The following is a 24,283-nucleotide window of genomic DNA, read 5'->3' on the forward strand; positions in this document are numbered from 1 at the left end:
TCGGCTGCGAGGCGCGTCCTCTCGTGGCGTCGATCAGCGCACGAGCTCCGGCGGCACGTGACCGAAGCGGTGCAGGGTGCGGCTGATCGCCTGCTCGCGCAGGAACGTCAGCAGCTCACGACGGCCGGTCGAGAGCACCTCGCCGAACAGCGGCGTGATGCTGGCGCCCTGGTCGGCAGCAGGTGCCTCGGTGAGCGCCGCAGCGGTCTCACCGTCGGCGTCCGCGCCGACCATGCGGATACGCAGCGACTCGCCGTCGAGCGCCTGCGCGCGAGCCCACGACACGAACTGCGCGGAGCTCTCCACCTCGCCGACGCGGTCGAGCCACGCGAGCGCCTGGCGGCCCTCACCCGTCTCCTCGAGTCGCTTGAGCGCCGGCTGCAGGGCGATGTCCCACGACAGGCGAACCGACGAACCGACGAGGTGCGCGGCCAGCACGAGACGCGCCACCTCGACGAGGGTGCGGTCGGCTGCCCGGTCATCGGCGTCGAGACCCTCGCTGAGTTCCGCGCGCACGACGACGCGCGGCTGCGGGCGGTAACGGAAGATGTTGCTCTCCGCGCGCAGCGACGACGGGTCGGACTCGATACCGAGTTCCTCACGCCACGCGTAGGCGTCCGAACGCAGCGACGCGAGCAGCCACGCCGCGTCGTCCTCGGTACGCGCGAGGGGCGCGAGGATCTCCTGCAGGTCCCGCACGCGCGGCATGACCGGCGCACCCTGACGAGCAACGCCGTCCGCCACCCACGTACCGAACTGTGCGACGTAGTTGGGGCCACCGGCCTTGGCGCCCGGGCCCATGACCGATTCCTTCCAGCCACCGAAGCTCTGGCGCTGCACGATGGCGCCGGTGATGTGGCGGTTGACGTAGCCGTTGCCGGCCTCGACGTGCTCGCGCCAGTACTCGATCTCGTCCTCGTCGAGGCTGTGAATGCCTGCCGTGAGGCCGAACTGCGTCGCGTTCTGCAGTTCGAGCGCCTCCTCGAGGGAGTCGGCGTGCATGAGGCCGAGCACGGGCCCGAAGACCTCGGTCATGTGGAAGAAGGAGCCGGGCTTCACGCCGTCCTTGAGGCCGGGCGACCACAGGCGACCCGTCTCGTCGAGCTGCTTCGGCTCGACGAGCCACGTCTCGCCCTCCTCGAGGGTCGTGAGCGCCTTGAGCAACTTGCCCGACGGCGGCTCGATGACCGGGCCCATCGTCGTGCCGAGGTCGCTCGGCCAGTCGACGCGCAGCGATTCCACGGCGTCGATGAGCTGCTCACGGAAACGGCGCGAGGAGCCGACCGAGCCGACGAGGATGCCGAGCGAGGCCGCCGAACACTTCTGACCGGCGTGGCCGAACGCCGACTTCATGAGGTCGGCGGCCGCGAGGTCGAGGTCCGCCGCAGGCGTGACGACGAGGGCGTTCTTACCGCTCGTCTCGCCGAACACGCGCGGGCCACCGGCGTGACGCGAACGCCAGCCGGCGAACAGGCGCCCCGTCTCGATCGAGCCGGTGAGGATGACGGTGTCGACGTCCTCGTGGGACACGAGCGCCTTGCCGTTCTCGTTCTCCTCGACGCGCACGACCTGGGCAACCTCGCGCGGGATGCCGGCGGCCCACAGGGCCTCCATCGCGACCTCGACGCAGCCGACCGTCTGCGGCGCCGGCTTGATGATGACGGCCGATCCGCTCGCGAGCGCCGTGAGCACGGAACCGATCGGAATGGCGACGGGGAAGTTCCACGGCGGCGTGACGAGAGTCAGCTTGTGAGGCTCGAATCGCGCTCCGTCCGAGGCCATTCCGCTGACGAGGTCTTCGCACCTGTCGGCGTAGTAGCGCGCGAAGTCGATGGCTTCGGAGACCTCGGGGTCGACCTGATCGATCGTCTTGCCACCCTCGGCGGCCGCGACGGTGATGAGGTCACCACGACGCTTCTCGAGTTCGCGTGCGGCCTCGCGCAGCAGCGCGGCACGCTCCGCGTTGGGGCGAGCGGCCCAGGCCTCGTGCGCACCGACGCCACGGCTCACGACCTCGTCGACGGCCTCGAGCGACGTGAGTTCGGGCGAGGTCAGCGGCGCGGGTTCACGTGTCACTGCCGCGAGCGCCCACTCACGCACGGCCGGCAGCGCCGGGTCGGAGTCGGCGGTGTTCTCGAAGTAGTCACCGATCGGCTTGCGCTCGGCGCTGCGGCGCGGCCCGACGGGCGTCGAGGCCAGAGCGTCCACGGACTCGCGGAAACGACGCTCCTGATCCTCCATGGGCGTGAGGCGACCGGTGCCGGTGAGGCCGTCGCGCACGTACTTGTACTTGTCGTCGGCCTCGTCGTCGTGGCTGAACATGGCGTGCAGGAAGTTCTGCTCGGCCGCGTTCTCCTCGAGACGGCGGATGAGGTAGGAGACGGCGACGTCGAAGTCCTCCGACTTCACGACCGGCGTGTAGAGCAGCACCGTGCCCACGTCGGCCTTGACGGCGCGCGCCTGCGAGGGCGCCATGCCCTGCAGCATCTCGACGTCGAGGTGGTCGCTCACGCCACGCTTCTCCGACAGCAGGTGCGCGACGGCGACGTCGAAGAGGTTGTGCGAGGCGACACCGAGTCGGCAAACCTCCATCGCGTCGGGGCGCGTGGCGCGCTCGATGAACGCGAGGTAGTTGGCGTCCACGTCCTCCTTGGAGGTGTACGGTGCCTGCTCCCAGTCGTGCACCTCGGCCTCGACGCGCTCCATCGCGAGGTTGGCCCCCTTGACGAGACGCACCTTGATGCCGGCGCCACCGGCCGCCTTGCGCTTCCTCGCGAAGTCGATGAGTCGCTCGAGCGCGGGCACGGCGTCGGGCAGGTAGGCCTGCACCACGATGCCGGCCTCGAGGTCATGGAACTCGGGCTCGGAAAGGAGTCGCGTGAACAGCTCGATCGTCAGGTCGAGGTCGCGGTATTCCTCCATGTCGAGGTTGACGAACTTCTTGGGCGAGGCCTCGTTCGCCACCCGGTAGATCGGGCGCAGGCGCTCGAGGGCGCGCTCGACCGTTCCCTCCGTGTCCCAGGTCGAGATCTGCGAGACGAGGCAGCTGATCTTGATCGAGACGTAGTCGACGTCGTCGCGCGCGAGCAGCTTGCGGGTCGACTCGGTGCGACGAGCGGCCTCGGCCTCACCGAGCACGGCTTCGCCGAGCAGGTTGAGGTTGAGGCGGAACCCGTCCGCCTGCGCCTTGGCGAGGTGCTTGCCCAGCGTCGGGTCGCTCGCGTCGACGACGAGGTGACCGACGAGCTGACGCAGGCGCTTGCGCGCGGCGGGCACGACGACAGGCGGCGCGAGGGTGGCGACGCGCGAGCCGATGCCCATGAGCGCGGCGTCGATGCGGCCCATGAACCCGGTGGCCTCGTTGGAGGACAAGCGGGCGAGTTCGCGTGCGGCCGCCGTGTTGTCCTCGGGGCGGGCGACGCGGTCGACGAACTTCACCGCGAGGTCGAGGCCCTTCTCGTCACGCAGCAGCGCGCCGAGCTGATCGCTCGTGCGCTTCTCGGCCTTCGTCTGGCCGGCTTCGGTGGCGTCGCCCCACTTCTTGGCGAGGGCGACGGCTTCGTCCGTGAGCTCGCGCAGGACGGCGGTGGGGTCGGTGTCGGGCACCGCGGGGGTGTGCGGCGCGTCAGTGATCTGGCTCATACCGTCAGTGTTCGCCCTACCGGTCCGTATGTCTTGCCCGAATGCCGCAGCGTGGCCGCGGATTGCGCGCAATGACGGGGCAGAAGCGAATGTTCCGGTCACATCCAGGGCGGGCGGGCCCCGGCCATCCACGCGTGGCGCACGAGGAGGAACCCGATGATCGCGAGCGCCCAGGCGAGGTTCTCGTGGCTCGTGCGTTCGATCCAGGCCCCGAAGCGCTGGAGCGGTCGCTCGATGCGCTCGTGCAAGATGAGCCTCGCCGCCAGGCACAGGAGGGCGGGCACCACCATGACGAGGCAGTACGCGACGAGCGCGAGGCCCCGCTCCGGCGTCGACATCGGTGCCGCCGAGAGCAGACCGATCGCTGCGAGATAGGGCACCATCGACGCCGCTTCGACAAGGACGGCCACCACGGCGAGCGCCACGACGGCCTTGACGCCGGCGTCGACGTCGGCGCCCATCGCCCGGTCGCGCCAGGTGGTGATCCTGCGCATGAGGCGTCCTGGTTCGGCGTCCTTCTTCGTCGGCATGCACACGCCGACGAGAAACATGGCGGCTCCGACGGCGAGCAGAACGTGGGCTCCGCTCGACCCTGCGAACCAGGCCGAGATCCGTTCGAGGACGACGAGGGCACCGGCGAGCAACGCGAAACCGAGCACGACGTACGAGCCGACGACGGCCGCAAGGTAGGTGAGCATCCGACCCACGCGTGGCCGTCCGGGCATGAGGAGAAACCACACCGGGATGACGAGGGTTCCGAGACTCGTCGCGTCGACGAGCGCGAGCACCACGAGGGTGAGAGCGAGTTCGAGGTCCATGCGCTCAGCGTGCTCGCGCGCGCCGTACTCGCGCGTCGGCAGGAAGTGCCGTTCGCGCACACCGGCGTCATCCTTTCGACGGACGCATGAGGGCCGGTGGCGTGCTGCAATGACTGACGTGGCCCCCGCCGAACCTGCATCAGCTCCCGTGACGAGCCGTGACCTGCGCGGCGCATTCGGCATGTTCGCGCTGGGTGTCGCCCTCGTGCCGATCGGTCTTGTCGAGACGTGGACGGACACGCCGTGGACACTCGAACGGTGGTGGCATCTCGCACCCCTCGCGGTGCTCTGTGCGCTCATGGCCGTTCGGCGTGGGCGCCCGCTCACCGCGCTCGGCGTCGGCCTTCTCGTCTTCGTCGCCGAGGGGTTCTTCGGCGGGAGCCTCGCGTCGTTGCTCGTGTTCATCGAACTCGTCCACGCGGCCGGGCGTTACGGACGAGGCCGGATCGCCGACCACCTCGCCCACGTCATCGTCGCCGTCATCGCAGCCGTCGGTGCGCTGACGCTCGTGGCGACCCGCGACCTACGCGTCGCCATCATGGCGGCGCTCACCGTCTTCGCGGTCCTCGGCACGTCGTACTGGTGGGGCGAGTCGGCGAAGCAGCAGGCCGACCTCGTCGAGGCCGAACGAGCTCGCGCCGAGGATCTCGCGCGCATGGCGGCGCTTCGCGAGGAGCAAGCCCGTCGAGGCGAGCGCGAGGCGATGGCAGGTGAGATTCACGACGCACTGTCGGGCAACCTCGCGGCCATCACGATCCACGCCGAGGCGGGCCTCGCGAATCCGAGGGTTGCATTGCAGGCTCTGCAGGTGGTCCGGACGACGTCGAAGCAGGCCATGGGCGAACTGCGCTCGATGCTCGCCGTTCTGCGGCCTGACGGGGGCCCGGCGATGCCGCCATCGAACCTCGAGGATGCGGTGGACGCAGCCCGCGGTCGTGGCCTCGAGATCGAGGCCCGGTACGAGCCGGCCCCGCTCGGCGATCTGACGCCCCAGGTCGCGCACGCGGCCTACCGGGTCGTCCAGGAGTCGCTGACCAACGTCGAGCGGCACTGCCCGGGTGGGCGGGCCGGGCTCGTCGTGACGCGCGACGGCGACCTCACCATCACCGTCGACTCGCCGTGTGGAGTCGGTCCGAGGAGCGACGGCGGGTACGGCCTCACGTCGATGTCGGAGCGTGTCACCTCGCTCGGCGGCCTGTTCGAGGCGGGCCCGCACGACGGAGGGTGGCGCGTTCACGCCGTCATTCCGCTCGACTCTGGTGAGGTGGTGGCATGACCGCAGCCATTCGCGTCCTGCTCGCCGACGACCACACGGCGATCCGCTCCGGGCTGCGCCTCATCCTCGACGGGTGCGACGACATCGAGGTCGTCGGTGAGGCGCGCGACGGCGCCGTCGCCATCGAGCAGGCACGCAGCCTGCGTCCCGACGTCACGCTCATGGACGTGCGAATGCCGGGCACGGACGGCATCGCGGCGACCCGCGAGATCGTCGCGAACGGCTGGTCGCGCGTGCTCGTGCTCACGAGTTTCGAGATCGACGAGTACGTCGTCGGAGCCCTCGGCGCCGGCGCCGACGGCTATCTCGTCAAGACGATCGACGCCGGCCCGCTCGCCGACGCGGTGCGTCGCGTCGCAGCCGGCGAAGCCGTGCTCTCGCCTGAGGTGACGCGCCGCGTCATCACGGGCTTCGTCGCGATCGAGCACCCGCCTGCAGTTGACGAACGATCAACATTGCCAAGTGATCTCACCGACCGCGAGCGCGAGATCCTCGCTGCGCTGGGCGAGGGATTGTCGAACGCCGACATCGCGTCGTCGCTCTTCATCGCCGAGTCGACGGTGAAGACCCACGTCTCGCGCATCCTGACGAAGCTGGGGTGCACCACCCGGGTTCAGGCCGCCATTGCGGCCCGCCGCGCCGGCCTCGTCCCCTGAGCGCGTCGCGTCCGGGTGATTCTGTAGACGTTCGGCGTCGTATACAGCGCGGAACGTCTACAAAATCCCGGGCTGAAGCACCCGTATTCTTGATCCATGCCCGACGGCCCCGAACTCAGCGCCCTCGCAGGCGCTCTGGGGCCCGCGGTGCTCGATCTCGTCGACCACCTTCCGGGCACGATGTTCTGCGTCAAGGGCGCCGACGGCCGTTACATCGCGGTCAACCCCACCTTCGTCGAACGCACGAACAAGCGCTCCCGCGCCGAGGTGCTCGGGCGCCGGGCCGGTGAACTGTTCGTCGCCGAACTCGCCGACCGCTACGAGGAGCAGGACGCCCGCGTCCACTCGAGCGGACGCCCCCTGTTCAACGAGTTGGAACTCATCCGCGCTCCGGGCGGCCCGTTCCGCTGGCACGTCACCGCCAAGGTGCCGCTGCGTGACGAGGACGGCCGGGTGACGGGCGTCGTCAGCATGTCGCAGGACGTCGGGGAGGGTGCGGCGGACGACCGGACGATGACGTCGCTCGGTGCCGTCGTCGCGCACATCCGCGTCCATCTCGGCGAGAACGTCACGTCCCAGGACCTCGCCCGCGTGGCGGGGTGCTCGGTCGACACCCTCGAGCGGCGCTGCCGTCGGGTGTTCGGGCGATCTCCGGGCCAGCTCATCCTCTCGACGCGCATCGACGTGGCCCGTGGGCTGCTCACCGGCTCCGACATGCCGCTCGCCCAGATCGCCGACCTCTGCGGCTACGCCGACCAGGCCGGGTTCAGCCGTACGTTCACCCGCCTCGTCGGCATCCCGCCGGGCCGTTACCGCAAGTCCATGTGACGCCGAACGGGCGTCACGACGCCGAGTTCTCGGCCATGTTGTCCGGGTTGTCGGGGGCGCCGGGGTTGTCGTCGCGGCCCGTCGCGAGATAGGCGTGACGCACCCGCAGGGCCTCCTCGACCTCCTCGAAGGCGGGGTCGACGAACGCTCGGCGGTACGTCGCATCGCTCGTGGAGACGGCGGTGAAGAAGCAGAAGACGACGGCAGCGAGCAGGACGTTCTGTACGAGTGTCACGACGAACCGAGGACGAGCACGTCGATTCGCTCGCCGGGACGCAGGCGCGGGGCGCCGGGCTCGGCTCGCGCGAAACGGTCCTGAAGGTCACCGAGCACGTTGCGCGAGACGAACAGCGCGAACACCAGGCCCAATCCGTTGCCGACGAGCGCCAACAGCCACGTCCTGCCCATCGAGAGGTGGCGGACGACCTGCCACACCTCGGCGTTGAAGAACATGAAAAGGGTCGTGAGCGTCATACCGGAAGGACGCGCCCGACCATCGTCCCGAGGGTGCCGAGCTCGCGCCCCACGCACCGCAGGGCCCACAGGCCGACGGCGCCGGCTCCGACGTAGGCGGCGAGCACAACAAGGATCACGAGGACGAGCCGTTCGGGGAAGGAAGCCACCCAGGCGAACACGGCGAGCCACACAGGCGAAAGCACGAGAACGCTCATGGTCACGAGGATGTCGGCCTGCGTGCTCCCCGCGACCTGCTCGACAGGCGTCGACCCGAGACCCTCCGCCACGCCCACGAGGTGTCCAAGAGCAACAAGGACGACGAGCACGGTGAGCAAGGGCGCGGCGCAACGCCCGGACAGCCCCCGAAGCCGGTCCTTCGGCCGCACGAACATCGGGACGCCGGAAGCGAAGAGTTGGGCACGCAGCTGTGCGTCGGACGAGTGGGTTACGTCACCATCCTGACCGATCGCGCGCACTGCGCCCCATCACGAGCGCTCGACTTCTACGGTGGTACCCACGTCAGGCCGCACCCACACGAGAGGCACCCATGTCCGAGACGAACGCCGGAATCACGACCGCTGACCTCTACGACGAACTCGAGGACGCCCTCGACTCGTGCTCGACGCAGTTCCGCCGCTTCGGACGCAAGGCCCGCTTCCACGGCACGATCGTCACGGTCCGCTGCTTCCGCGACAACCAGATCGTCAAGGAGACCCTCAACTCCCCCGGCGAGGGCAAGGTGCTCGTCGTCGACGGCGACGCCAACGTCGAGAGCGCCCTCATGGGCGACATGATCGCCGAGGCCGCGGTGAAGAACGGCTGGGCGGGCGTCGTCATCAACGGAGCCATCCGCGACAGCGTCGCCGTCGACGAGCTCGACCTCGGCGTCAAGGCGCTCGGCACCAACCCGCGCAAGTCGGCCAAGGCCGGCGAGGGCGAGAAGGACGTACCCGTCAGCTTCGGCGGCGCCACGTTCACCCCGGGCGATCACCTGTGGAGCGACGAGGACGGCGTCGTGGTCACCTCAGCAGAGAACGCGAAGCGCCTCTCCACCATCGCCTGACACCGACCGGCGCGCCCTGCGACTCGACTGATCGCCCCTCGATAGGTGGCACCGGGCACGGCGCTCGCCTACCTTTGGACCATGAGTTCCACAGTCGCGTGCATCGGTTTCACCGACCCTTCGTCGTTGGCGAGCATCGTCCGTGAGAAGGGCGAGCCGGTGCACGAGCTGTCGAGCACCAACCTCTGGGTCGACTCCAGCGGCGCAACGCTGTTCCTCGACCGCAACGCGCAGTACGCGCGCCCCGGCTTCTCAACGCCTGTTCGCACGCCGTACCGCGGCATCACGCCGATGGAGAACGGGCTCGCGCAGGTCGTCTTCACCGATGTCTCGGGCTTCGAGCTCGACCCGTTCACGGTTGTGCCCAACAACCGCTACACCGTCGGCTGGGCGCCCGTCGGACGTGTGGCGCTCGTGGCCATGGGTATCGACACCGAGTTCTTCCCGACGGCCGAGGACTTCTTCGACTCGCCCCGCAGCGCACTACCCGGCTTCGAGGGCGAACCGCCCGCCGAGGTCAAGCAGTTCGGGCTCGCGTGGCCGCCCACGATGGAGATCGAGACCTTCCTCCCGAGCGACAACGCGGATGACGCGCTCGCCACGTTGAGCGGCACCGTCCAGTTCGCCGAGGTGCAGAAGAACTCCCTGACGGGCCACGAGTTCCTCGTCTCGCGAATCGCCACGGTGTGCGGTGAGGTCGACCTGTGCACCCCGCTGCCTCTCGAAGGCGCCCCGACGCCGGGGTCCGTCGTCGTGGGTCAGGTCGAACTGCTCGCGGGGTTCCCGCCGTTCGGCGTCGCAGACACCTCGAGCTACCAGGCACCCGACGAGCGAGTCGGCCCCACCTTCCGCGACGAAGAGCCCGAGATTCCCTCCGACCTGCCGCCTGCTGACGAAGACCTGCCCGAGGGCCTCGTGCTCGGCGAGGACGGCGTCGTGCGCACCGACGAGGAACACCGCGCCTGGAAGGGCGGTGACACCGAGGCGGGTTCCCGCCCGCTGGCAGGCGTCTCACGTGACACCCGCGACCCCGCCTCCCCCGAGGACGAGTTCGATGCCCGCCGTGAGGTGCCCGAATTCGAGGTCGACCCCGAGGCTCCCGAAACCGTCGAGGGTCAGAGCGCGTCGAGCGCGACGCTGCCGACCGATGCCCCTGCGGGTCCTGAGTCGGGCTTCTCGGAGAGCCACGACAGTGCAAGCGAGGGTGAAACCGACGCTTCCTCCGATGACCTGCCTCGGCCCGGTGAGACGCGGCGCGAGTGGCGAGCACGCACCGGACGCTGACCCCGGTTGTCCTCAAGGGACGAAAAGCCCAGTGCGTTTTACCCCCTCCTCGGAGGAATTTGATCCTGACGTACTGGACAATGGGTCAGTGACTCCTTCGGCTTCGCAGCAGCCTGCCCGCTTCCGGCGGGCCGCTTGGCGTGCCGCCGAGGTCTTCACCTCGCCGGTGCCGCCGCAGGAGTTCGCGCGGTTGTTCAACCCGCTCGTCTCGAGCCGCCAGCTGCGCGGCGTCGTCACGGCCGTGCGTCACGAGACGCCGAACTCCGCCACCATCGAGTTCAAGCCGGGCGGCGGCTGGGATCCGCACAAGGCCGGTCAATACGCGCGCATCGGCGTCGAGATCGACGGTGCCCGTAACTGGCGCTCCTACTCCCTCGTCACGGCCGAGGGCCACGACCCGGCCATCACCGTCACCGCGGTGGGTCGCGTGTCGACGCACCTCGTCCGCACGACGAAGCGCGGTGATGTGCTCTTCCTCGCGCCGCCGCAGGGCGACTTCCTTCTGCCCAGCGGCCCGCGTCCGCTCCTCATGCTGACGGCCGGCAGTGGCCTCACGCCCGTCATGTCGATGCTGCGCACCCTGCTGCCGAAGCGGCACGACGCGGACGTCGTCGTCGTTCACTCCTCACGCACGCCGGACGAGACGCTGTTCCTCGACGAGTTGAAGCGCATGAACGACGAGCACCACAGCCTGACGCTCGTGCACCGCTTCACCGCACACGAGGGGCGTCTCGATCTCGCGACGACGCACGAGCTCGACGAGCTGTGCCCTGACTGGCGCTCCCGCAAGACGTTTGTCTGCGGCCCGCAAGCCATGCTCGACGACGCCGAGAAGCTCTGGCACACCGAAGAGTTGCCGCACGAGCTCACGGTCGAGCGCTTCATGCCGACGCTGTTCGCCGACCCCAACGCGCGCGGCGGGCTCGTCACGTTCGAGAAGTCCGATAAGGAAGCCACTGCGGAGGGCAACACCTCCCTCCTCGAGGTCGGCGAGGACGCCGGCGTCCTGCTTCCCTCCGGGTGCCGCATGGGCATCTGCCGCACGTGCCTCACGCCGCTCGTCAGCGGCACCGTCCGTAACCTTGCTTCGGGCGAACTGTGTTCCGACGAAGGTGAACTCATCCAGACCTGCATCAGCGCAGCCGTTGGGCCTGTGCACCTCGACGCGTAAGTTCAGGAGTTGTCATGACTGCCACGACCACCCAGCCCAAGGCCGGGGCGTTCGACCGCAAGACGGGTCGCGCCGCGGCGAACCCCGAACGTCGTACCGGCGTTCTGCCCACGAGCGGCCACGTCGCCGTCCGCCCGCCGACGGCGGCGCACCTGTCCGACGAGGACGTCGAGCGCCTGGGCGCCGAACTCGACGCCATCCGTGACGAGGTTCTCGCCCAGCGCGGCGCCAAGGACGCGGCCTACATCAAGAAGATGGTCAAGATCCAGCGCGTCACAGAGCTCGCCGGCCGAGTGGCCATGACCGGTGCGCGCAGCCGCATCGCGTGGAGCGCGGGCGTCGGGCTCATCGCGCTCGGCAAGGTGCTCGACAACATGGAACTCGGGCACAACATCCTGCACGGGCAGTGGGATTGGATGCGCGACCCCGACATCCACTCCACGACGTGGGAGTGGGATTTCGTGGCGCCGGCCAAGGGCTGGCAACACACGCACAACGACCTGCACCACACGTGGACCAACGTCATCGGCAAGGACCGCGACGTGGGCTACAACATCCTGCGTGTCTCCGACGACCAGCCATGGAAGCCGCGCGACGTCTTCAACCCGCTCGTCAACGCGCTGCTCGCGCCCACGTTCGAGTGGGGCATCGCGAGCTACGACATCGAATGGGATCAGTACAAGGCCGGGTACAAGACCCGCGAGCAGATGATGTCCGACATGCGCGACCTGCGCGACAAGGCCGTCGGCATGGTGCTCAAGGACTACATCGCGACGCCGCTCGCGGCAGCAGCGGTCGGCGCCGTCGTCGGCAAGGCGTTCGGACGCCCCGCACGGTTCGCGTCGATCGCCGCACGTGCCCTCGGGGGCACGGTGGCCGCCAACGCGCTGCGCAACGTGTGGGCGCACTCGGTCATCTTCTGCGGGCACTTCCCCGACGGTGTCGACACCTTCGAGGAGGAGATGATCGACGGAGAGACGCGCGGTGACTGGTACGTGCGTCAGATGCTCGGCTCGGCCAACATCGACGGCACCCGCGTCTTCCACACCCTCACCGGCAACCTCAGCCACCAGATCGAGCACCACCTCTTCCCGGACCTGCCGAGCAACCGCTACATCGAGGTGGCCCCGAAGGTGCGCGACATCTGCCGACGCTACGGGCTTCCCTACAACACCGGACGCTTCGGCCGTCAGCTCGGTTCGACGTGGAAGAACATCTGCGTGCTCGCCGTGCCGACCCGCGAGGAGTGGGCCGCCTACCGGGCTGCCTGATTTCCCCGATCGGCGCGCCACAGGAATCGCACGATTCCTGTGGCGTACCGCATAATGACCTGTATCACGCCCGCATGCTCCGATCGGAACGATATGGGCCCGACGAAAGTTGACTCCATGTCCCTCAAGACCCGTGCGATCGCGGGGCTCGGCACCGCTGCTGCCGCCCTCTCCTTCGCCGCCCCCGCCGTCGCTGCTCCGACGCCGACGCCCACGGTGCCTCCGGCCGTCGCCCAGGCCGCCACGAAGCTTCCCCCGTTCCCGGATGAGAACGCCACGGACGCCGAGATCGAGGCGTGGCTGACTCAGGCCGCCAAGACCATGGGTCTGCCGGCCTTCCCGGGCGCCGACGCCACCGAGGCCGAGGCTTACGCCTTCGTCAACGCTGTCGTGAAGATGTTCGGCCTGCCGGCCCTGCCCGCCATGAACGCCTCCGACGCCGAGTTCGAGGCGTGGGCGAACAAGGTCGCGAAGATGTTCGGTCTGCCGGCTCTGCCCTCCATGGACGCTTCCGAAGCCGAGTGGGAGGCCTGGTTCACCAAGCTCATCGGCATGGAAGGGGAGATGCCGAGCGTGCCCGGCGCCACCCCGTCGCAGCCCGCCGAGACGGCCCCGCCGGCCGCCGGCCCCATTGTCCAGACCGACCGCGTCGTCACGCAGTCGTCCAACGCCACCGCCCTGACCGCCACGGGCTCCGCGGCAGCGCTCATCGCAGGTGCCAGCGTCGTCCTCGTCGCACGCCGCCGTCGCGCGATGCGCTGATCGATCGCTCCACGCGAGCAAGTGGCGTCCGGCTTCGGCCGGGCGCCACTTTGTGTTTGCCGCGCCAGGGCGGGGTTCTCACGGGGTGTGGTGGCTGTTCGGGTAGCGGTTGCCTTTGCGTCACGCCCCGCGCCCTTGTTAGGAAGGAAGATCAGCCGGGAGGGCGAACGTGCCCTCCCACCCCCATCGTCGACACGAGAGGTGACCCATGTTCCACTCGAGCCGAAACCTTCGTCAGCGCGCAGCCGGAGTCGCCGGAGGCCTTGCCCTCCTCGGCACGGCGGGCATAAGTCTCGCGAGCGGCGCGAACGCCGCTACGTGGAGCCAGACCAAGCCGACGCTTGACGCCATCAAGTTCTGCGAGAGCTCCAACAACTACCAGGCACAGAACCCGACGAGCACCGCCTCGGGCGCCTACCAGTTCCTCGACACCACGTGGCAGAGCCTCGACGCCTCGGCCGGGTACTCCCGGGCCAAGTTCGCGCCGGCCTCGGTGCAGGACGCCGCTGCTCTCGAGCTCTACAACGAGATGGGCACCTCGCCCTGGGCTGCCAGCAGCAGCTGTTGGGCCAAGTAAAGCCCTCGCTTCACGATGCGGCGCTCATCCCCGATGCGGGTTGGGCGCCGTTCGTCATGCGGTATCCCGCGCCACGCACCGTCACGATGTCGCGGCGCCCGAAGGGACGGTCGAGCTTCGCACGCAGGTGACTGACGACCTGGTCGACGACGTTGGAACCGGCTTCGTGGCCCGCGCCCCATACGTGATCGGCGATCCGAGCGCGCGAGATGACCTGGCCGGGATGACGCATGAGGAGTTCGAGCAGGGCGAACTCACGCGCCGACAGCGCGATCGTCACGGGCTCACCCTTGTCCTCGCGGACGGCACAGCGTGCCGCGCGATCGAGGCGAAGGTCGCCCAGGGTGAGGTCGTCCGGCAGGAGCGTTGGCGGGCGGCGCGTCAGAGCCCGCAGGCGTGCCGCCACCTCCGCGAATGGCACGGGTGAGACGACGACATCGTCGGCGCCGGAATCGAGGGCCGCGACCGTCTCGTTGCTGCTGCCGCGGCGAGCCATGACGAGAATCGGCGCGCTCTCGCCCTCCTCGCGCAGCGCCGCAATCGTGGGCACGTCGTGAACTCCCGGGCGTGAGGAGCAGACGACGACCACGTCGACGTCGGACTCGCCCGCCAGCCACAACGCCTCGCCCCGCGCCTGCGCCGACTCGACGACGTACCCCTCCTGCTCGAGGGCTGGATGCAGTCGTTCGGCCACACGGCCGCCTTCGTCCACGATGAGTGCTTTCATGCCGCAGAACGTAGGGAGCACGGCTTTGAGTTCGATAAGAACGGTCGCCGCGCTGAGGGGCGCCGTCGGGCGGCGAGGCGGGGCTGCGAAGGCGTCACTCGGACGGCGCCCTCCCCACGTAACTCACTGCGGATCAACGGGTTTCATCTCCACTTCGGCCACACTCCCGCTGCCTCGCGGCTGCTCACAGAAGGCACACAGCGTGTCGGCGGGGACATCCGGACGTCAGGCGGGGGCAACGAAGCCTCGTCACGGTTGATGACGTCAACCGATGAAAGGAACACCAGATGTCCCCCATGAAGAAGCCCATGCGAGTTCGAGCCATGACGGTCGCCGGTGGTATCGCCCTGCTCGGTGCAACCGGAGCCGGCCTCGCCGGCACCGCGAACGCCGCCACCACGTCGTCCGCGAGTTCCACGCTCGCCAAGATCAAGTACTGCGAGAGCGGCGGCAACTACCAGGCCGTGAACGCCTCGAGCGGCGCGTCCGGCGCCTACCAATTCCTCGACTCGACGTGGCGCAGCCTCTCGGCCGCGTCCGGCTACTCGACGGCCGCGTCGGCGCCTGCCTCCGTGCAGGACGCTGCGGCTCAGGAGCTCTACGCGCAGATGGGCACCTCGCCCTGGGCCGCGAGCAGCAGTTGCTGGTCGAGCATGACCAGCGCACCGGCCACGTCGTCGACGAGCACGACCGCGAGCGCGAACACCGCTGCGGCCTCCAGCGCATCGACCGCTGCGACCACGGGCACGACCGCGGCCTCCTCCACGTCGTCCACTTCGCCGACGACGCAAACGGGCAAGGCCGCGAAGCCGCACGCCCCGAAGGCCCAGAAGCCGGGGGCCAAGCACGCCCACGCCCCCGCGAAGAAGGCTGCGAAGCCGCACGGCAAGGACGCGAACAAGCACGCGCCGCACGCGCACGGTGGCAAGCACCACGCGAAGCCGAACGCGCCCAAGCCGGCGAAGAAGGCGTCGAACACGCTGCCGCCGAAGGCAGTTCACGCCCCGGCTCAGGCCGCTGCCTGACGTTCACCGGCCCCCGCCGGCTCGCACCTGCTCGCCCCCGAGGGCAAGACGCGGGTCGGCGGGACCTGCCGCGTCAGGCGGGGACGCGCGTCAGTCTCGACGCGTCGACTCGTACCACTCGGTGTACTCCTCGTGCGTCATGTCCCCACTGATGACACGCATGTACTCCTCGCTGAATCCGCCCTCGTCCGCGGACTGCGGCCCCGACTCCATCTCACCGAGCGACTGCGCGTTCGGATGGACCTTCCCACCTGAGGTCGCGCTCCCGCGCTCGTCGACGAACTCGGGGGCGAGGTTCGACTGCGGCGCCGGCGTGAGGCTCTCGCTCGGCTCGGCGTCGGGATCCACACCGACGACCAGCGTGGGAATCTTCTTCGCGAGTTCCCAGTTCTCCGGCAGTACCTGGCGCGCTCCGGGCTCACCGAACAGGTAATCGGCCATCTCCTGACGAGGCACCCACACACCACCCCCGGGCAGGTAGCGCTCGATGTTGCTGTTCGGGAGTTGCCGGATGAGAGCCCACGGCTCGCCGCCCGGATCCGAGATGACGAACCACCGCTCTTCGAGTCTGAATTCCATTTCTGACCACGCCCCTTCTGACGCGATCGTATCGAGCACGGGTCGTTCGAATCCCTTGACTCCGGCGAGGACAAGACCGCGCGAATGGCGGATCGGGCGACGCGGTTCAGGCCTGCGCGTCGACGCCCGTCGTTGCCCGAGCGTTCGGACTCTGCTCGGCTTCCTGGGTGTGCACCCACTCGGCGATGAGTCCGACGATCTCCTCATGGCGGCGCACCCATTGGATGTGCCCAACGCGGATGGCGGCGTGACGGCGCGTCACCCGGGCTCGCGGCACGAGTTTCAACAATTCCTCGAGCGCCGTGACAGGCGCGAGTGGGTCCTCGGGCAACGAGATGGCCAGCACGTCACCGGTGTAGGCGGCGAGGGCATCGTCGTAGCTGCGCTCGGCGCCCTTGGGCCGCACGTGCCCCGTTCGGGCCAGCCGGGCCCAATCCGCGACGAGAACGCCCGACTGGCGCCCCCAGAACTTGAGTCGGTCGCCGGGCCAGTACCCCACGGTGCGCGCCACGAACGCCATGAAACCCGTGCCCAGGTAGGAGCGCAGAAACCCGTTGCGCTCGAAGCCTCGCCAGTAGGGGCTGCCCGTCGCGACCAGGGCGAGGCCACGCGGCGAGAAGCCGGCCCGGGTGGCGTCGTCGCCGGCGTGCATCGCCGCTGCGAACAGTGCGATGTGGGCACCCAGGCTATGACCGAGGATGTAGACGGGTGCCTCGGGGCGCTCCCGGTGCGCGTACGTCATCACTGCTTCGTGAACCTTCGTCGCGAGCGCGTCGTACCCGTACGAGGAATGACGCCCGACGCCGCGCGGAGTCTCCCGGCCCGGGTACTCGACAACGACGTTCGCCAGGCCCGCGGCGGCAAGCGCCGGCGCCAGATGACGGTAGAAGCGAGCGGGCGTTCCGAACGCCGGCCAGACGACGAGCAGCGGTGCGGCCTCGTCCTCGGCGGGGGTGAACGTGACCTCGACGTGCTCTCCGGGCGCCCATTCCAGCTTCACTCGCCGAACACTACCGACGAGTCACATGGCATGAGACAAGATTGGGTCATGGAAACGCGTTCGTTGTGGCTCGTGCGCCACGGGCAGGCGTCGTTCGGCAAGTCCGACTACGACAACCTCTCCGAGGCCGGGCACGAGCAGGCCTACCTGCTCGGCAAGGACTTCGCCCGCCGCGGCATCACGCCGTCCCTGCTCGTGAGCGGATCCATGAAGAGACATCGCCAGACGCTCGCGGAGATCGCCGCCGGCGCAGGGTGGACGCTCACCGACGTCACGGACGACACCGAGACGGCCGAAGCATCGGCCAAGGCTGACAAGACCAAGAAGGACAAAGCCGACAGGGCCAAGTCCGCCACGACGGACGTTCCCGACCTCGGTGCCGACATCAGCGTCACGCACGCCCCGCCCGTTCTTCGTCGGCGCCTCGACGAGCGGTGGAACGAGCTCGACCACCGCGCACTGCTCACGGCCTACAAGCCAGCGTACAAGAACATGCTCGTGCTCAAGGCCGACATGGTGCGCACGCTGCGCCCCCGCATCGCCTTCGAGGACACCTTCGCCAAGGCCGTCGACCGCTGGAGCAGCGGCGACTTCGACCACGACTACCCGGAGAGCTTCACCGAGTTCGCGACGCGCATCAACGATGCTCTCGGCTCGATCGTCGACGGCACCGAAGAGCACGTCGTCGTCGTGACGTCGGCGGGTCCGGTGTGCTGGACGATGGCGCACCTCGCCGCGGCCGACAGCCTCGACGCGTGGAAGCAGTTCACCCTCGCGGCGGTCAACACCGGCGTCACCCGCATCACGATCGACCGTCACGGCCCACACGTGCTCACGTTCAACGAGTTCACCCACCTCGACGGCCCGGATCTCGTGACGAACCGCTGAGCGGTGAACGCCCTGTCCGAGCCCCGGTTCGGGTGCGCGACAATGGCGGCATGACCGCACCGTCGACGACCCAGCTCCAGCTCACCCAGATGATGGGGACGCAGCAGACGAATCTTCTCGGAACGGTGCACGGCGGCAACGTCATGAAGTTCGTCGACGAGGCCGCCGGCTCCACGGCGGCCCGGTTCAGCGGCGGTCCCGCCGTGACGGCCGCGATGGACGAGATGGTGTTCCTCGCGCCGGTTCGCGTCGGTGATCTCCTTACCGTAAAGGCGCAGGTCAACTGGGCGGGCCGCACCTCCGTCGAGGTGGGCGTGCGCGTCGAGACGACACGCTGGGACGAGCTCACCGCACCCGTCCACGTCGCCACGGCCTTCCTCGTCATGGTGGCGGTCGACGAGAACGGAGCGCCGCGCACCGTGCCCGAACTCGTGCCGGAGACCGACGCGGACCGCCGCCGCTACCGCGCAGCCGAACTGCGTCGCGAGCACCGCCTCACACGCCGTTCGGCCATTCAGGAGTTGGGCGCCGGCGAGGCGTCGCTCGAGCGTCCATGACGCTCACCCTGACGCAGCTCGCACAGTTCACGCTCGGGGCGGTTCTCATCGTCCTGCTGCCCGGCCCGAACTCCCTCTTCGTCGCGACGACGGCCGCAAAGGTTTCCCGCGCCGCGGGATGGCGTGCCGCTCTCGGCGTCTTCATCGGTGACGGCGTGCTCATGATGCTGGGAGTGCTCGGCGCCGGCACGCTGCTGGCCGGCGGGTCGGTCTTCTTCCGCCTCCTGACGCTCGCAGGTGGCGCCTACCTCGCGTGGCTGGGTTTCGGTCTCATCCGCCAGGGCATCGCCCTGCGCCGCGAAGCTCGCCCTTCTGCCGCGGCGACAGGAGCAGAGCCGACGGAGACGACGCTCACGATGCACGACGCGCGCTACTCCCCGTTCCGCCGTTCGCTCGCGACCAGCCTGCTCAACCCCAAGGCGATCCTTTTCTTCGCGGCGTTCTTCGTGCAGTTCGTCCACCCCGACGATCCGCACCTGTGGAGCAACTTCGGCGTGCTGGCCGTCATCATGCAGTGCATCAGCGCCGCCTACCTCGCCACCGTCATCGCGGTGAGTGCGCGGCTGGGTCACCGCGCGAGCGGCCGCCCGGGCCTGGCGATCGGCGCTCACCTCGTCGCCGGAACGGCCTTCTGCCTCTTCGCCATCAAGCTGGCCTCCGCCTCGTTCTGAGACGGTTGCGGCGTGGGTGCCCGCACGGCGAGGCCGCTCGGTAATGTGACTCGGGTCACGTCCCCGTGGAGAGGTCCGCCATGTTCAGCGCCGCCGTGTCCGAGTCCGTCGCCACCGCCCGTCGTAACGCCCTCGGAGACGTGCTGCGGCGCAGCGCTGCGCGTGAGCCGAACAAGCTCGCGCTCGTCCACCGCGACACGAGCTACACCTACGCCGAGCTGAACGAGCGTGTCAACGAGTGCGCGAACGCCTTGGCCGAACGCGGTGTGACGAAGGGCCAGCGCGTCGCCCTGCTGTCGCACAACAACGCCGGGTTCGTCGTCGTGACGTTCGCGCTCGCCAAGCTCGGCGCCATCTGCGTTCCGGTCAACTTCATGCTCAACGCCGACGAGGTCGCCTACATCCTCGAGCACTCGGGCGCCCGCGGCCTCATCGTCGAGGACGCTCTCGTGCGGACGGCGGAGCGCGCCATGGGCAAGGCGAGCACCGACATCGGCCTACGCGTCGTCATCGGCGCCGCGGTTCCCGAGGGTTGGGAGGCGAGCGACACGCTGCTCGCCCACGAGGACACGAGCGAACCCGTCGTCGACATTGCCGACGACGACCCGCTGCAGCTCATGTACACGAGCGGCACCGAATCGCGCCCCAAGGGCACGATCATGACGAGCCGCAGCCTGCTTGCGCAGTACGTGAGCTGCATCGTCGAAGGGCGCTTCTCGCGTGACGACGTCGCCCTGCACGCGTTGCCGCTCTTCCACGTGGCCGCACAGCACTGCATGCTGACGCCGTACGCCTCCCTCGGCGCGACGAACGTCGTCCTCGACGGCCCGGAGCCGGGCGCGTTGCTCGAGGCGATCGAGCGGCACGGCGCCACGAGCCTGTTCTGCCCGCCGACCGTCTGGATCTCGCTCCTGCGTCACCCAGATTTCGACACGCGTGACCTGTCGTCGCTCAAGCGTGGGTACTACGGCGCATCGATCATGCCGGTTGAGATCGTCAAGGAGCTGAGCAAGCGGCTGCCGAACATCGACCTGTTCAATTTCTACGGCCAGACGGAGATGAGTGCACTCGCCCTCGTCCTCGGCCCGGAGGACCAACTGCGCAAGCCGGGATCCGCCGGTCGTGCGGCGATCTACGTCGAGACGCGCCTGATCGACGACGCCGGCGACGACGTGGCCCCCGGAGTGGTGGGCGAGATCGTCCACCGCAGCCCGCACGCGACGTGGGGATACTGGAACGACGAGGAGAAGACGGCCGCAGCCTTCGAGGGCGACTGGTTTCACTCGGGCGATCTCGGCACGCGTGACGACGAGGGCTACATCACGATCGTCGACCGCAAGAAGGACATGATCAAGACCGGCGGCGAGAACGTCGCGAGCCGCGAGGTCGAGGAAGCCATCTACACCCACCCGGCCGTCGCGGAGGTCGCGGTGTTCGGTGTGCCGCACGCGACGTGGATCGAGACCGTCGCTGCTGCCGTCACACCCAAGGAGGGCCACGACGTGACGGTCGAGGAGTTGCGCGCCTACTGCCGCGAACGGCTGGCGGGCTTCAAGACCCCGACCGTCATCGTCATCGTCGATGCGCTACCGAAGAACGCGAGCGGCAAGATCCTCAAGCGTGACCTGCGTCAGGAGCACGCCCAGGCGCAGGCGCTGGACGTGCCTCAGGGCTGACGCGCGCCGGCGACGTCCTCGGGGTAGCCCTCGTAGAACGGCACGTAGCCCTCCTTCGTCAGCACCCAGACGCGGTCGTCGCCCGCACCGGCGTAGCCCGCGTCGCGCAGTTCGACCTTGCGCGACTTGAACGTCGACGTCTGCTCGAGCGACTCGACCTCACGCACGAACAGCGGCACGGCGTACTTGGGCAGCATCTCGGCGAGGCGGCCGGCCACGTCACTGGAGTGGAAGTCCTCGCGCAGGACGACGGCAGCCATGCCCGCACGGCCGTCGCTCCCCGGAACCTCGACGCCGTAGACGACACAGTCCTGCACCTGCGGGAGGCGCTCGAGCGCAGCCTCGACCTCGGTCGTCGCGACGTTCTCACCCTTCCAGCGGAAGGTGTCGCCGAGGCGGTCGACGAAGGCCACGTGTTGGAAGCCCTGACGGCGCACGAGGTCGCCGGTGACAAACCAGCAGTCACCCTTGCGGAAGCCGTCACGCAGCAGCTTCTTCTCGGTCTCACCCTCGTCGGTGTAACCGTCGAACGGCTGGCCGGAGGTCACCTTGGCGAGTAGGAGGCCGGCTTCGCCGGTCTTGACCTGCTCGAGGCGGCCCTTCGCGTTGCGCAGCGCGTCGCCGGTGTCCGGGTCGTAGCGGACGACCTTGTGCGGCAGCGGGCACGTGCCGGCGGTCTCGTCGAGGTTGTAGGCGTTGATGAACGCGATGTTGCACTCGCTGGCGCCGTAGAACTCGGCGATGCGCTCGATGCCGAACCGTTCCTGGAACTCGCGCCAGATGTCGGTGCGCAGACCGTTGCCGACGATGACACGCACGCGGTGCTGACGCTCGCTCGGACGCTCGGGCTGGCCGAGCAGGTAGCGGCACAGTTCACCGATGTAGACGAACGAGCTCGCGTCGAAGCGGACGATGTCGTCCCAGAAGTTCGAGACCGAGAACTTGCCCGCAATGGCCATGGACGCGCCGCCGTTGAGCACCGCACCGAGCGCGACCGTCACGGCGTTGTTGTGGTACAGCGGGAGGCAGCAGTAGAGCGTGTCGTCCGGTCGCAGGCGCACGCCGAGACCGCCGAGACCGGAGTAGGACTTGAGCCAGCGGTGGTGGCTCATGATCGAGGCCTTGGGCATGCCCGTCGTGCCCGACGTGAAGATGTAGTAGGCCTTCTCGTGGCCACGCGTCTCGGCGCACTCGGACGGGTTGTGCGCCGCTGGTGCGGGCGCAGCATCGGCGGCGGCGCGCATCTCGTCGAGCGTCATGACGTTCTGCTGCCCCGCGGAGGGGGCGGTCTCGAGGCTCTCGCGCAGCGACTCCTCGAGGACGACGACGCGGGCGTCGAGAATGCCGAGGCTGTGGTCGAGTACGTCCCCGCGCTGGTTGTAGTTGAGCAGGCCGCTCACCGCGCCGAGCTTCACCGTCGCGAGCATGACGAGCAGCATGTCGATGGAGTTGTGGGAGAGCAGCCCCACGACGTCCCCGCGCTTCACCCCGGCGTCGCGCAGCACAGACGCGTACCGGTTGACGCGTTCGTTGGCCTCGCCGTAGGTGAGGCGGCCCTCGTCGGCGATGACGAAGGTGCGCTCGGGCTGCTTGCCCGCAATATCCTGGAAGACGGCACCGATGGAGGACTTCGTCGTCGGCCGCCGCACGAGCAGACCAGGGGCGTTGCGAGCTACCTGCCCCAGCTCGGGCGTCATGCGGGCCATCCCGCGGGCCATGTCCAGCACCGTCACTCGGCGACGCGTCGACACGCAAATCACTTCCTGGTTCCTCGAGTCGGGGTCTGGCCTAAACCCTACCTACGCGGAAGTAACAAAGCAGCGGCGTACTCGAACTTCATGGAAATTGCCATAGCCGGGTACTGCAGAGGACGATCAGCCCTACACATGCGCTTGCCGAACGTCCGTCTGGGCGAAGCACCGCTCCCAACCTGAAGAAACGTGAGTATGCCAGCCCCTCTCGAGCCTCGATACACGCTCAAAGATGTCGCCGATCGCGCAGGTGTCGCCATCTCGACGGCTTCGCTCGTGTTCAGCGGTAAGCGTCCCGTGGCCGAGCCCACGCGCGAGCGTGTGCTGAAGGACGCGGCCGACCTCGACTACGGGGGGCCCAACCCCCTCGCGTCGTCACTGCGACAGGGACGCTCGGGCATCATCGGCGTCTTCGCCGAGGGACGTCTGATGAACTCCTTCAGCGACCCCTTAGCTGTCAGCATCCTCGACGGTCTGGCTCAGCACCTCGGGCAGAACTCCGCCGGCATCCTGCTCATGCCGCCACAGGGCGCGGACCAGGACGAGCTCGTGCGGCGCACAGCAGGTATCCCCCTCGACGCCGTCGTCTTCCCGCTCGGCGGGTATAACTCCTCCGCCCTCCTCGAGCATCTGCTTCACCGTCGCATCCCGCTCGTGGGCACCGGTTACCCCGAGGCAGACGACGTCCTGCGCCTCCGCATGGACGAGCGCGGAGCCGCTCGGGCGATCGCACAGCACCTCTACGACCTCGGGCATCGTGACGTCGCACTCATCCAGCTTCCCGGCCCCAAGCCGGACGCTCAGGGGGACGTCATGAACCCCGAGGCGCTCGATCGCACTGCCGGCTTCCTCGAGGTGTTCCCCGACGCCCTCGTCATCACGGCGGGCGAGAGTTCCATCGAGGGCGGCTACGAAGCCAGCGAACGGCTGTTCTCCGACAGTCATTCCGTCACAGCTACCGCGGCGCAGTCCGACCTCATGGCCGTCGGAGCGATCCGAAGCATCGGCGCACACGGACTCTCCACACGAGCCGACATCAGTGTGGCCGGCTTCGACGGCATCGACCTTCCGTGGCTGGTGGGCACCCTCACCACGATCGACCAGCGTGGCCAGGAGAAGGGCCGCACTATTGCGGACACGGTGACATCCGCTCTGGCAGGTACGCGGGAGAACCGTGAGCATTCGTTCACTCTCGTCCAGGGCACGTCGACGGACGCTCCCCCGCAGCACGCCCACGCGTGACATCTGCTTGACGCTCCCCCCTCCGGAACGCAGCAAAGGCCCCCGTCGGCGACGGGGGCCTTTCTGATACCCACTTCTCGAGCTAAGCAAGGCGACGGGAGATGTTCTCGCCGCCATACGGGTTGAGGACTTGTCTTTGGGTATGCGGAAGGCCCTGAACCTGACTGGTCATGCGGTGTGTGTTCCGAGCCAACCCATTTATCGGGGGCTTCGAGGAACACTGAACACGACACGTCTTGTCTTGGTTCAGGGCCTTCTCTTTTTTGAAGGAGTCCGGCGGTGTCCTACTCTCCCACACCCTGGCGAGTGCAGTACCATCGGCGCTGAAGGGCTTAGCTTCCGGGTTCGGAATGTGACCGGGCG

Annotated in this window: 24 protein-coding genes and 1 rRNA gene; 15 read left to right on the forward strand and 10 right to left on the reverse strand. The window is 68.7% G+C overall.

Annotated features, from left to right (window positions below; genetic code table 11):
* Positions 1–33 precede the first annotated feature (33 nt).
* Together IM689_RS07990 and IM689_RS07995 are read right to left on the reverse strand one after the other, a co-directional pair.
* Positions 34–3,642 carry a proline dehydrogenase family protein gene (locus IM689_RS07990; RefSeq protein WP_193643561.1) on the reverse strand — a complete coding sequence of 1,203 codons (3,609 nt, stop codon included), beginning with the start codon at positions 3,640–3,642 and terminating at the stop codon, positions 34–36.
* A gap of 98 nt (positions 3,643–3,740) precedes the next feature.
* Positions 3,741–4,520, reverse strand: coding sequence for a GAP family protein (locus IM689_RS07995; protein WP_193643562.1), 780 nt, complete (start codon positions 4,518–4,520; stop codon positions 3,741–3,743).
* 49 nt (positions 4,521–4,569) lie between these two features.
* Between IM689_RS07995 and IM689_RS08000 the strand changes: the two genes are divergently transcribed.
* From IM689_RS08000 to IM689_RS08010, 3 genes are all read left to right on the forward strand, one after another.
* Entirely contained in the window at positions 4,570–5,736 is a 1,167-nt protein-coding gene (locus tag IM689_RS08000) for a sensor histidine kinase (protein WP_193643563.1), read from the forward strand.
* Complete coding sequence (locus tag IM689_RS08005) at positions 5,733–6,392, forward strand: response regulator (protein WP_193643564.1); 660 nt, start codon at positions 5,733–5,735, stop codon at positions 6,390–6,392. Before IM689_RS08000 ends, IM689_RS08005 begins: the two co-directional genes overlap by 4 nt.
* A gap of 96 nt (positions 6,393–6,488) precedes the next feature.
* On the forward strand, positions 6,489–7,220 hold the full coding sequence (locus IM689_RS08010; protein WP_193643565.1) for an AraC family transcriptional regulator: 732 nt from the start codon (positions 6,489–6,491) through the stop codon (positions 7,218–7,220).
* A 13-nt stretch (positions 7,221–7,233) separates the two neighbouring features.
* Here the strand turns inward: IM689_RS08010 and IM689_RS08015 are convergent, their stop codons facing one another.
* From IM689_RS08015 to IM689_RS08025, 3 genes are read right to left on the reverse strand one after another with little or no spacing between them, the layout of a single operon-like run.
* Positions 7,234–7,455, reverse strand: coding sequence for a hypothetical protein (locus IM689_RS08015; RefSeq protein ID WP_193643566.1), 222 nt, complete (start codon positions 7,453–7,455; stop codon positions 7,234–7,236).
* Positions 7,452–7,694: a hypothetical protein gene (locus IM689_RS08020; RefSeq protein WP_193643567.1), complete on the reverse strand. Its 243-nt coding sequence runs from the start codon at positions 7,692–7,694 to the stop codon at positions 7,452–7,454. The genes IM689_RS08015 and IM689_RS08020 overlap by 4 nt, the downstream gene beginning before the upstream one ends.
* Positions 7,691–8,068, reverse strand: coding sequence for a hypothetical protein (locus IM689_RS08025; protein ID WP_193643568.1), 378 nt, complete (start codon positions 8,066–8,068; stop codon positions 7,691–7,693). The genes IM689_RS08020 and IM689_RS08025 overlap by 4 nt, the downstream gene beginning before the upstream one ends.
* Before the next feature lie 155 nt (positions 8,069–8,223).
* On the opposite strand from IM689_RS08025, the gene rraA reads away from it, so the two are divergent.
* From rraA to IM689_RS14890, 6 genes are all read left to right on the forward strand, one after another.
* The gene (gene rraA / locus IM689_RS08030; protein ID WP_187037058.1) at positions 8,224–8,739 is read left to right on the forward strand and encodes a ribonuclease E activity regulator RraA; all 516 of its coding nucleotides are present in this window, start codon (positions 8,224–8,226) and stop codon (positions 8,737–8,739) included.
* 81 nt (positions 8,740–8,820) lie between these two features.
* Positions 8,821–10,023: a hypothetical protein gene (locus IM689_RS08035; protein ID WP_193643569.1), complete on the forward strand. Its 1,203-nt coding sequence runs from the start codon at positions 8,821–8,823 to the stop codon at positions 10,021–10,023.
* 88 nt (positions 10,024–10,111) lie between these two features.
* Positions 10,112–11,194 carry a ferredoxin reductase gene (locus IM689_RS08040; protein WP_047312557.1) on the forward strand — a complete coding sequence of 361 codons (1,083 nt, stop codon included), beginning with the start codon at positions 10,112–10,114 and terminating at the stop codon, positions 11,192–11,194.
* A gap of 14 nt (positions 11,195–11,208) precedes the next feature.
* On the forward strand, positions 11,209–12,465 hold the full coding sequence (locus IM689_RS08045; RefSeq protein ID WP_193643570.1) for a fatty acid desaturase family protein: 1,257 nt from the start codon (positions 11,209–11,211) through the stop codon (positions 12,463–12,465).
* Positions 12,466–12,582: 117 nt separating this feature from the next.
* Positions 12,583–13,227, forward strand: a complete 645-nt coding sequence (locus IM689_RS08050) for a hypothetical protein (RefSeq protein WP_193643571.1) — start codon at positions 12,583–12,585, stop codon at positions 13,225–13,227.
* Between the two features lie 208 nt (positions 13,228–13,435).
* Complete coding sequence (locus IM689_RS14890) at positions 13,436–13,804, forward strand: transglycosylase family protein (protein WP_193643572.1); 369 nt, start codon at positions 13,436–13,438, stop codon at positions 13,802–13,804.
* Positions 13,805–13,814: 10 nt separating this feature from the next.
* Here the strand turns inward: IM689_RS14890 and IM689_RS08060 are convergent, their stop codons facing one another.
* A complete protein-coding gene (locus IM689_RS08060; protein ID WP_193643573.1) occupies positions 13,815–14,531 on the reverse strand; it encodes a response regulator transcription factor in 717 nt (238 codons plus the stop codon).
* Between the two features lie 287 nt (positions 14,532–14,818).
* Between IM689_RS08060 and IM689_RS14895 the strand changes: the two genes are divergently transcribed.
* Positions 14,819–15,556, forward strand: coding sequence for a transglycosylase family protein (locus tag IM689_RS14895; RefSeq protein WP_193643574.1), 738 nt, complete (start codon positions 14,819–14,821; stop codon positions 15,554–15,556).
* Between the two features lie 90 nt (positions 15,557–15,646).
* Here IM689_RS14895 and IM689_RS08070 read toward each other — a convergent pair whose 3' ends face one another.
* Complete coding sequence (locus tag IM689_RS08070; RefSeq protein WP_193643575.1) at positions 15,647–16,135, reverse strand: hypothetical protein; 489 nt, start codon at positions 16,133–16,135, stop codon at positions 15,647–15,649.
* A 106-nt stretch (positions 16,136–16,241) separates the two neighbouring features.
* Positions 16,242–17,135 (reverse strand): alpha/beta fold hydrolase, encoded by an 894-nt coding sequence (locus IM689_RS08075; protein ID WP_193643576.1) that lies wholly within the window; start codon positions 17,133–17,135, stop codon positions 16,242–16,244.
* A 48-nt stretch (positions 17,136–17,183) separates the two neighbouring features.
* On the opposite strand from IM689_RS08075, the gene IM689_RS08080 reads away from it, so the two are divergent.
* The 4 genes from IM689_RS08080 (at position 17,184) to IM689_RS08095 (ending at position 20,927) form a co-directional block, all read left to right on the forward strand.
* A complete protein-coding gene (locus IM689_RS08080; RefSeq protein WP_193643577.1) occupies positions 17,184–18,023 on the forward strand; it encodes a histidine phosphatase family protein in 840 nt (279 codons plus the stop codon).
* 50 nt (positions 18,024–18,073) lie between these two features.
* Positions 18,074–18,580: an acyl-CoA thioesterase gene (locus IM689_RS08085; RefSeq protein WP_193643578.1), complete on the forward strand. Its 507-nt coding sequence runs from the start codon at positions 18,074–18,076 to the stop codon at positions 18,578–18,580.
* Positions 18,577–19,251: a leucine efflux protein LeuE gene (gene leuE / locus IM689_RS08090; protein ID WP_193643579.1), complete on the forward strand. Its 675-nt coding sequence runs from the start codon at positions 18,577–18,579 to the stop codon at positions 19,249–19,251. Before IM689_RS08085 ends, leuE begins: the two co-directional genes overlap by 4 nt.
* 80 nt (positions 19,252–19,331) lie before the next feature.
* Positions 19,332–20,927 (forward strand): fatty acyl-CoA synthetase, encoded by a 1,596-nt coding sequence (locus IM689_RS08095; RefSeq protein WP_193643580.1) that lies wholly within the window; start codon positions 19,332–19,334, stop codon positions 20,925–20,927.
* On the opposite strand, the gene IM689_RS08100 is transcribed toward IM689_RS08095, so the two are convergent.
* Entirely contained in the window at positions 20,918–22,678 is a 1,761-nt protein-coding gene (locus tag IM689_RS08100; RefSeq protein ID WP_319803837.1) for a long-chain-acyl-CoA synthetase, read from the reverse strand. The two genes, IM689_RS08095 and IM689_RS08100, sit on opposite strands and share 10 nt — an antisense overlap.
* 195 nt (positions 22,679–22,873) lie before the next feature.
* Between IM689_RS08100 and IM689_RS08105 the strand changes: the two genes are divergently transcribed.
* The gene (locus IM689_RS08105) at positions 22,874–23,920 is read left to right on the forward strand and encodes a LacI family DNA-binding transcriptional regulator (protein WP_193643581.1); all 1,047 of its coding nucleotides are present in this window, start codon (positions 22,874–22,876) and stop codon (positions 23,918–23,920) included.
* 271 nt (positions 23,921–24,191) lie between these two features.
* On the opposite strand, the gene rrf is transcribed toward IM689_RS08105, so the two are convergent.
* A 5S ribosomal RNA gene (gene rrf / locus IM689_RS08110) occupies positions 24,192–24,283 on the reverse strand; the annotation flags it as partial.

Source organism: Dermacoccus barathri (assembly GCF_015070805.1).
Classification (GTDB): Bacteria; Actinomycetota; Actinomycetes; order Actinomycetales; family Dermatophilaceae; genus Dermacoccus; species Dermacoccus abyssi.

What these genes read in the sequence shown, in the direction of transcription:
- IM689_RS08050 (WP_193643571.1), top strand. Translation starts at nt 12,583, where the DNA reads ATGTCCCTCAAGACCCGTGCGATCGCGGGGCTCGGCACCGCTGCTGCC.
- IM689_RS07990 (WP_193643561.1), bottom strand. Translation starts at nt 3,642, where the DNA reads ATGAGCCAGATCACTGACGCGCCGCACACCCCCGCGGTGCCCGACACC.
- rraA (WP_187037058.1), top strand. Translation starts at nt 8,224, where the DNA reads ATGTCCGAGACGAACGCCGGAATCACGACCGCTGACCTCTACGACGAA.
- IM689_RS08000 (WP_193643563.1), top strand. Translation starts at nt 4,570, where the DNA reads ATGACTGACGTGGCCCCCGCCGAACCTGCATCAGCTCCCGTGACGAGC.
- IM689_RS08070 (WP_193643575.1), bottom strand. Translation starts at nt 16,135, where the DNA reads ATGGAATTCAGACTCGAAGAGCGGTGGTTCGTCATCTCGGATCCGGGC.
- IM689_RS08035 (WP_193643569.1), top strand. Translation starts at nt 8,821, where the DNA reads ATGAGTTCCACAGTCGCGTGCATCGGTTTCACCGACCCTTCGTCGTTG.
- leuE (WP_193643579.1), top strand. Translation starts at nt 18,577, where the DNA reads ATGACGCTCACCCTGACGCAGCTCGCACAGTTCACGCTCGGGGCGGTT.
- IM689_RS14895 (WP_193643574.1), top strand. Translation starts at nt 14,819, where the DNA reads ATGTCCCCCATGAAGAAGCCCATGCGAGTTCGAGCCATGACGGTCGCC.
- IM689_RS08010 (WP_193643565.1), top strand. Translation starts at nt 6,489, where the DNA reads ATGCCCGACGGCCCCGAACTCAGCGCCCTCGCAGGCGCTCTGGGGCCC.
- IM689_RS08045 (WP_193643570.1), top strand. Translation starts at nt 11,209, where the DNA reads ATGACTGCCACGACCACCCAGCCCAAGGCCGGGGCGTTCGACCGCAAG.
- IM689_RS08105 (WP_193643581.1), top strand. Translation starts at nt 22,874, where the DNA reads ATGCCAGCCCCTCTCGAGCCTCGATACACGCTCAAAGATGTCGCCGAT.
- IM689_RS08020 (WP_193643567.1), bottom strand. Translation starts at nt 7,694, where the DNA reads ATGACGCTCACGACCCTTTTCATGTTCTTCAACGCCGAGGTGTGGCAG.
- IM689_RS08060 (WP_193643573.1), bottom strand. Translation starts at nt 14,531, where the DNA reads ATGAAAGCACTCATCGTGGACGAAGGCGGCCGTGTGGCCGAACGACTG.
- IM689_RS08080 (WP_193643577.1), top strand. Translation starts at nt 17,184, where the DNA reads ATGGAAACGCGTTCGTTGTGGCTCGTGCGCCACGGGCAGGCGTCGTTC.
- IM689_RS14890 (WP_193643572.1), top strand. Translation starts at nt 13,436, where the DNA reads ATGTTCCACTCGAGCCGAAACCTTCGTCAGCGCGCAGCCGGAGTCGCC.
- IM689_RS08085 (WP_193643578.1), top strand. Translation starts at nt 18,074, where the DNA reads ATGACCGCACCGTCGACGACCCAGCTCCAGCTCACCCAGATGATGGGG.
- IM689_RS08025 (WP_193643568.1), bottom strand. Translation starts at nt 8,068, where the DNA reads ATGTTCGTGCGGCCGAAGGACCGGCTTCGGGGGCTGTCCGGGCGTTGC.
- IM689_RS08095 (WP_193643580.1), top strand. Translation starts at nt 19,332, where the DNA reads ATGTTCAGCGCCGCCGTGTCCGAGTCCGTCGCCACCGCCCGTCGTAAC.
- IM689_RS08005 (WP_193643564.1), top strand. Translation starts at nt 5,733, where the DNA reads ATGACCGCAGCCATTCGCGTCCTGCTCGCCGACGACCACACGGCGATC.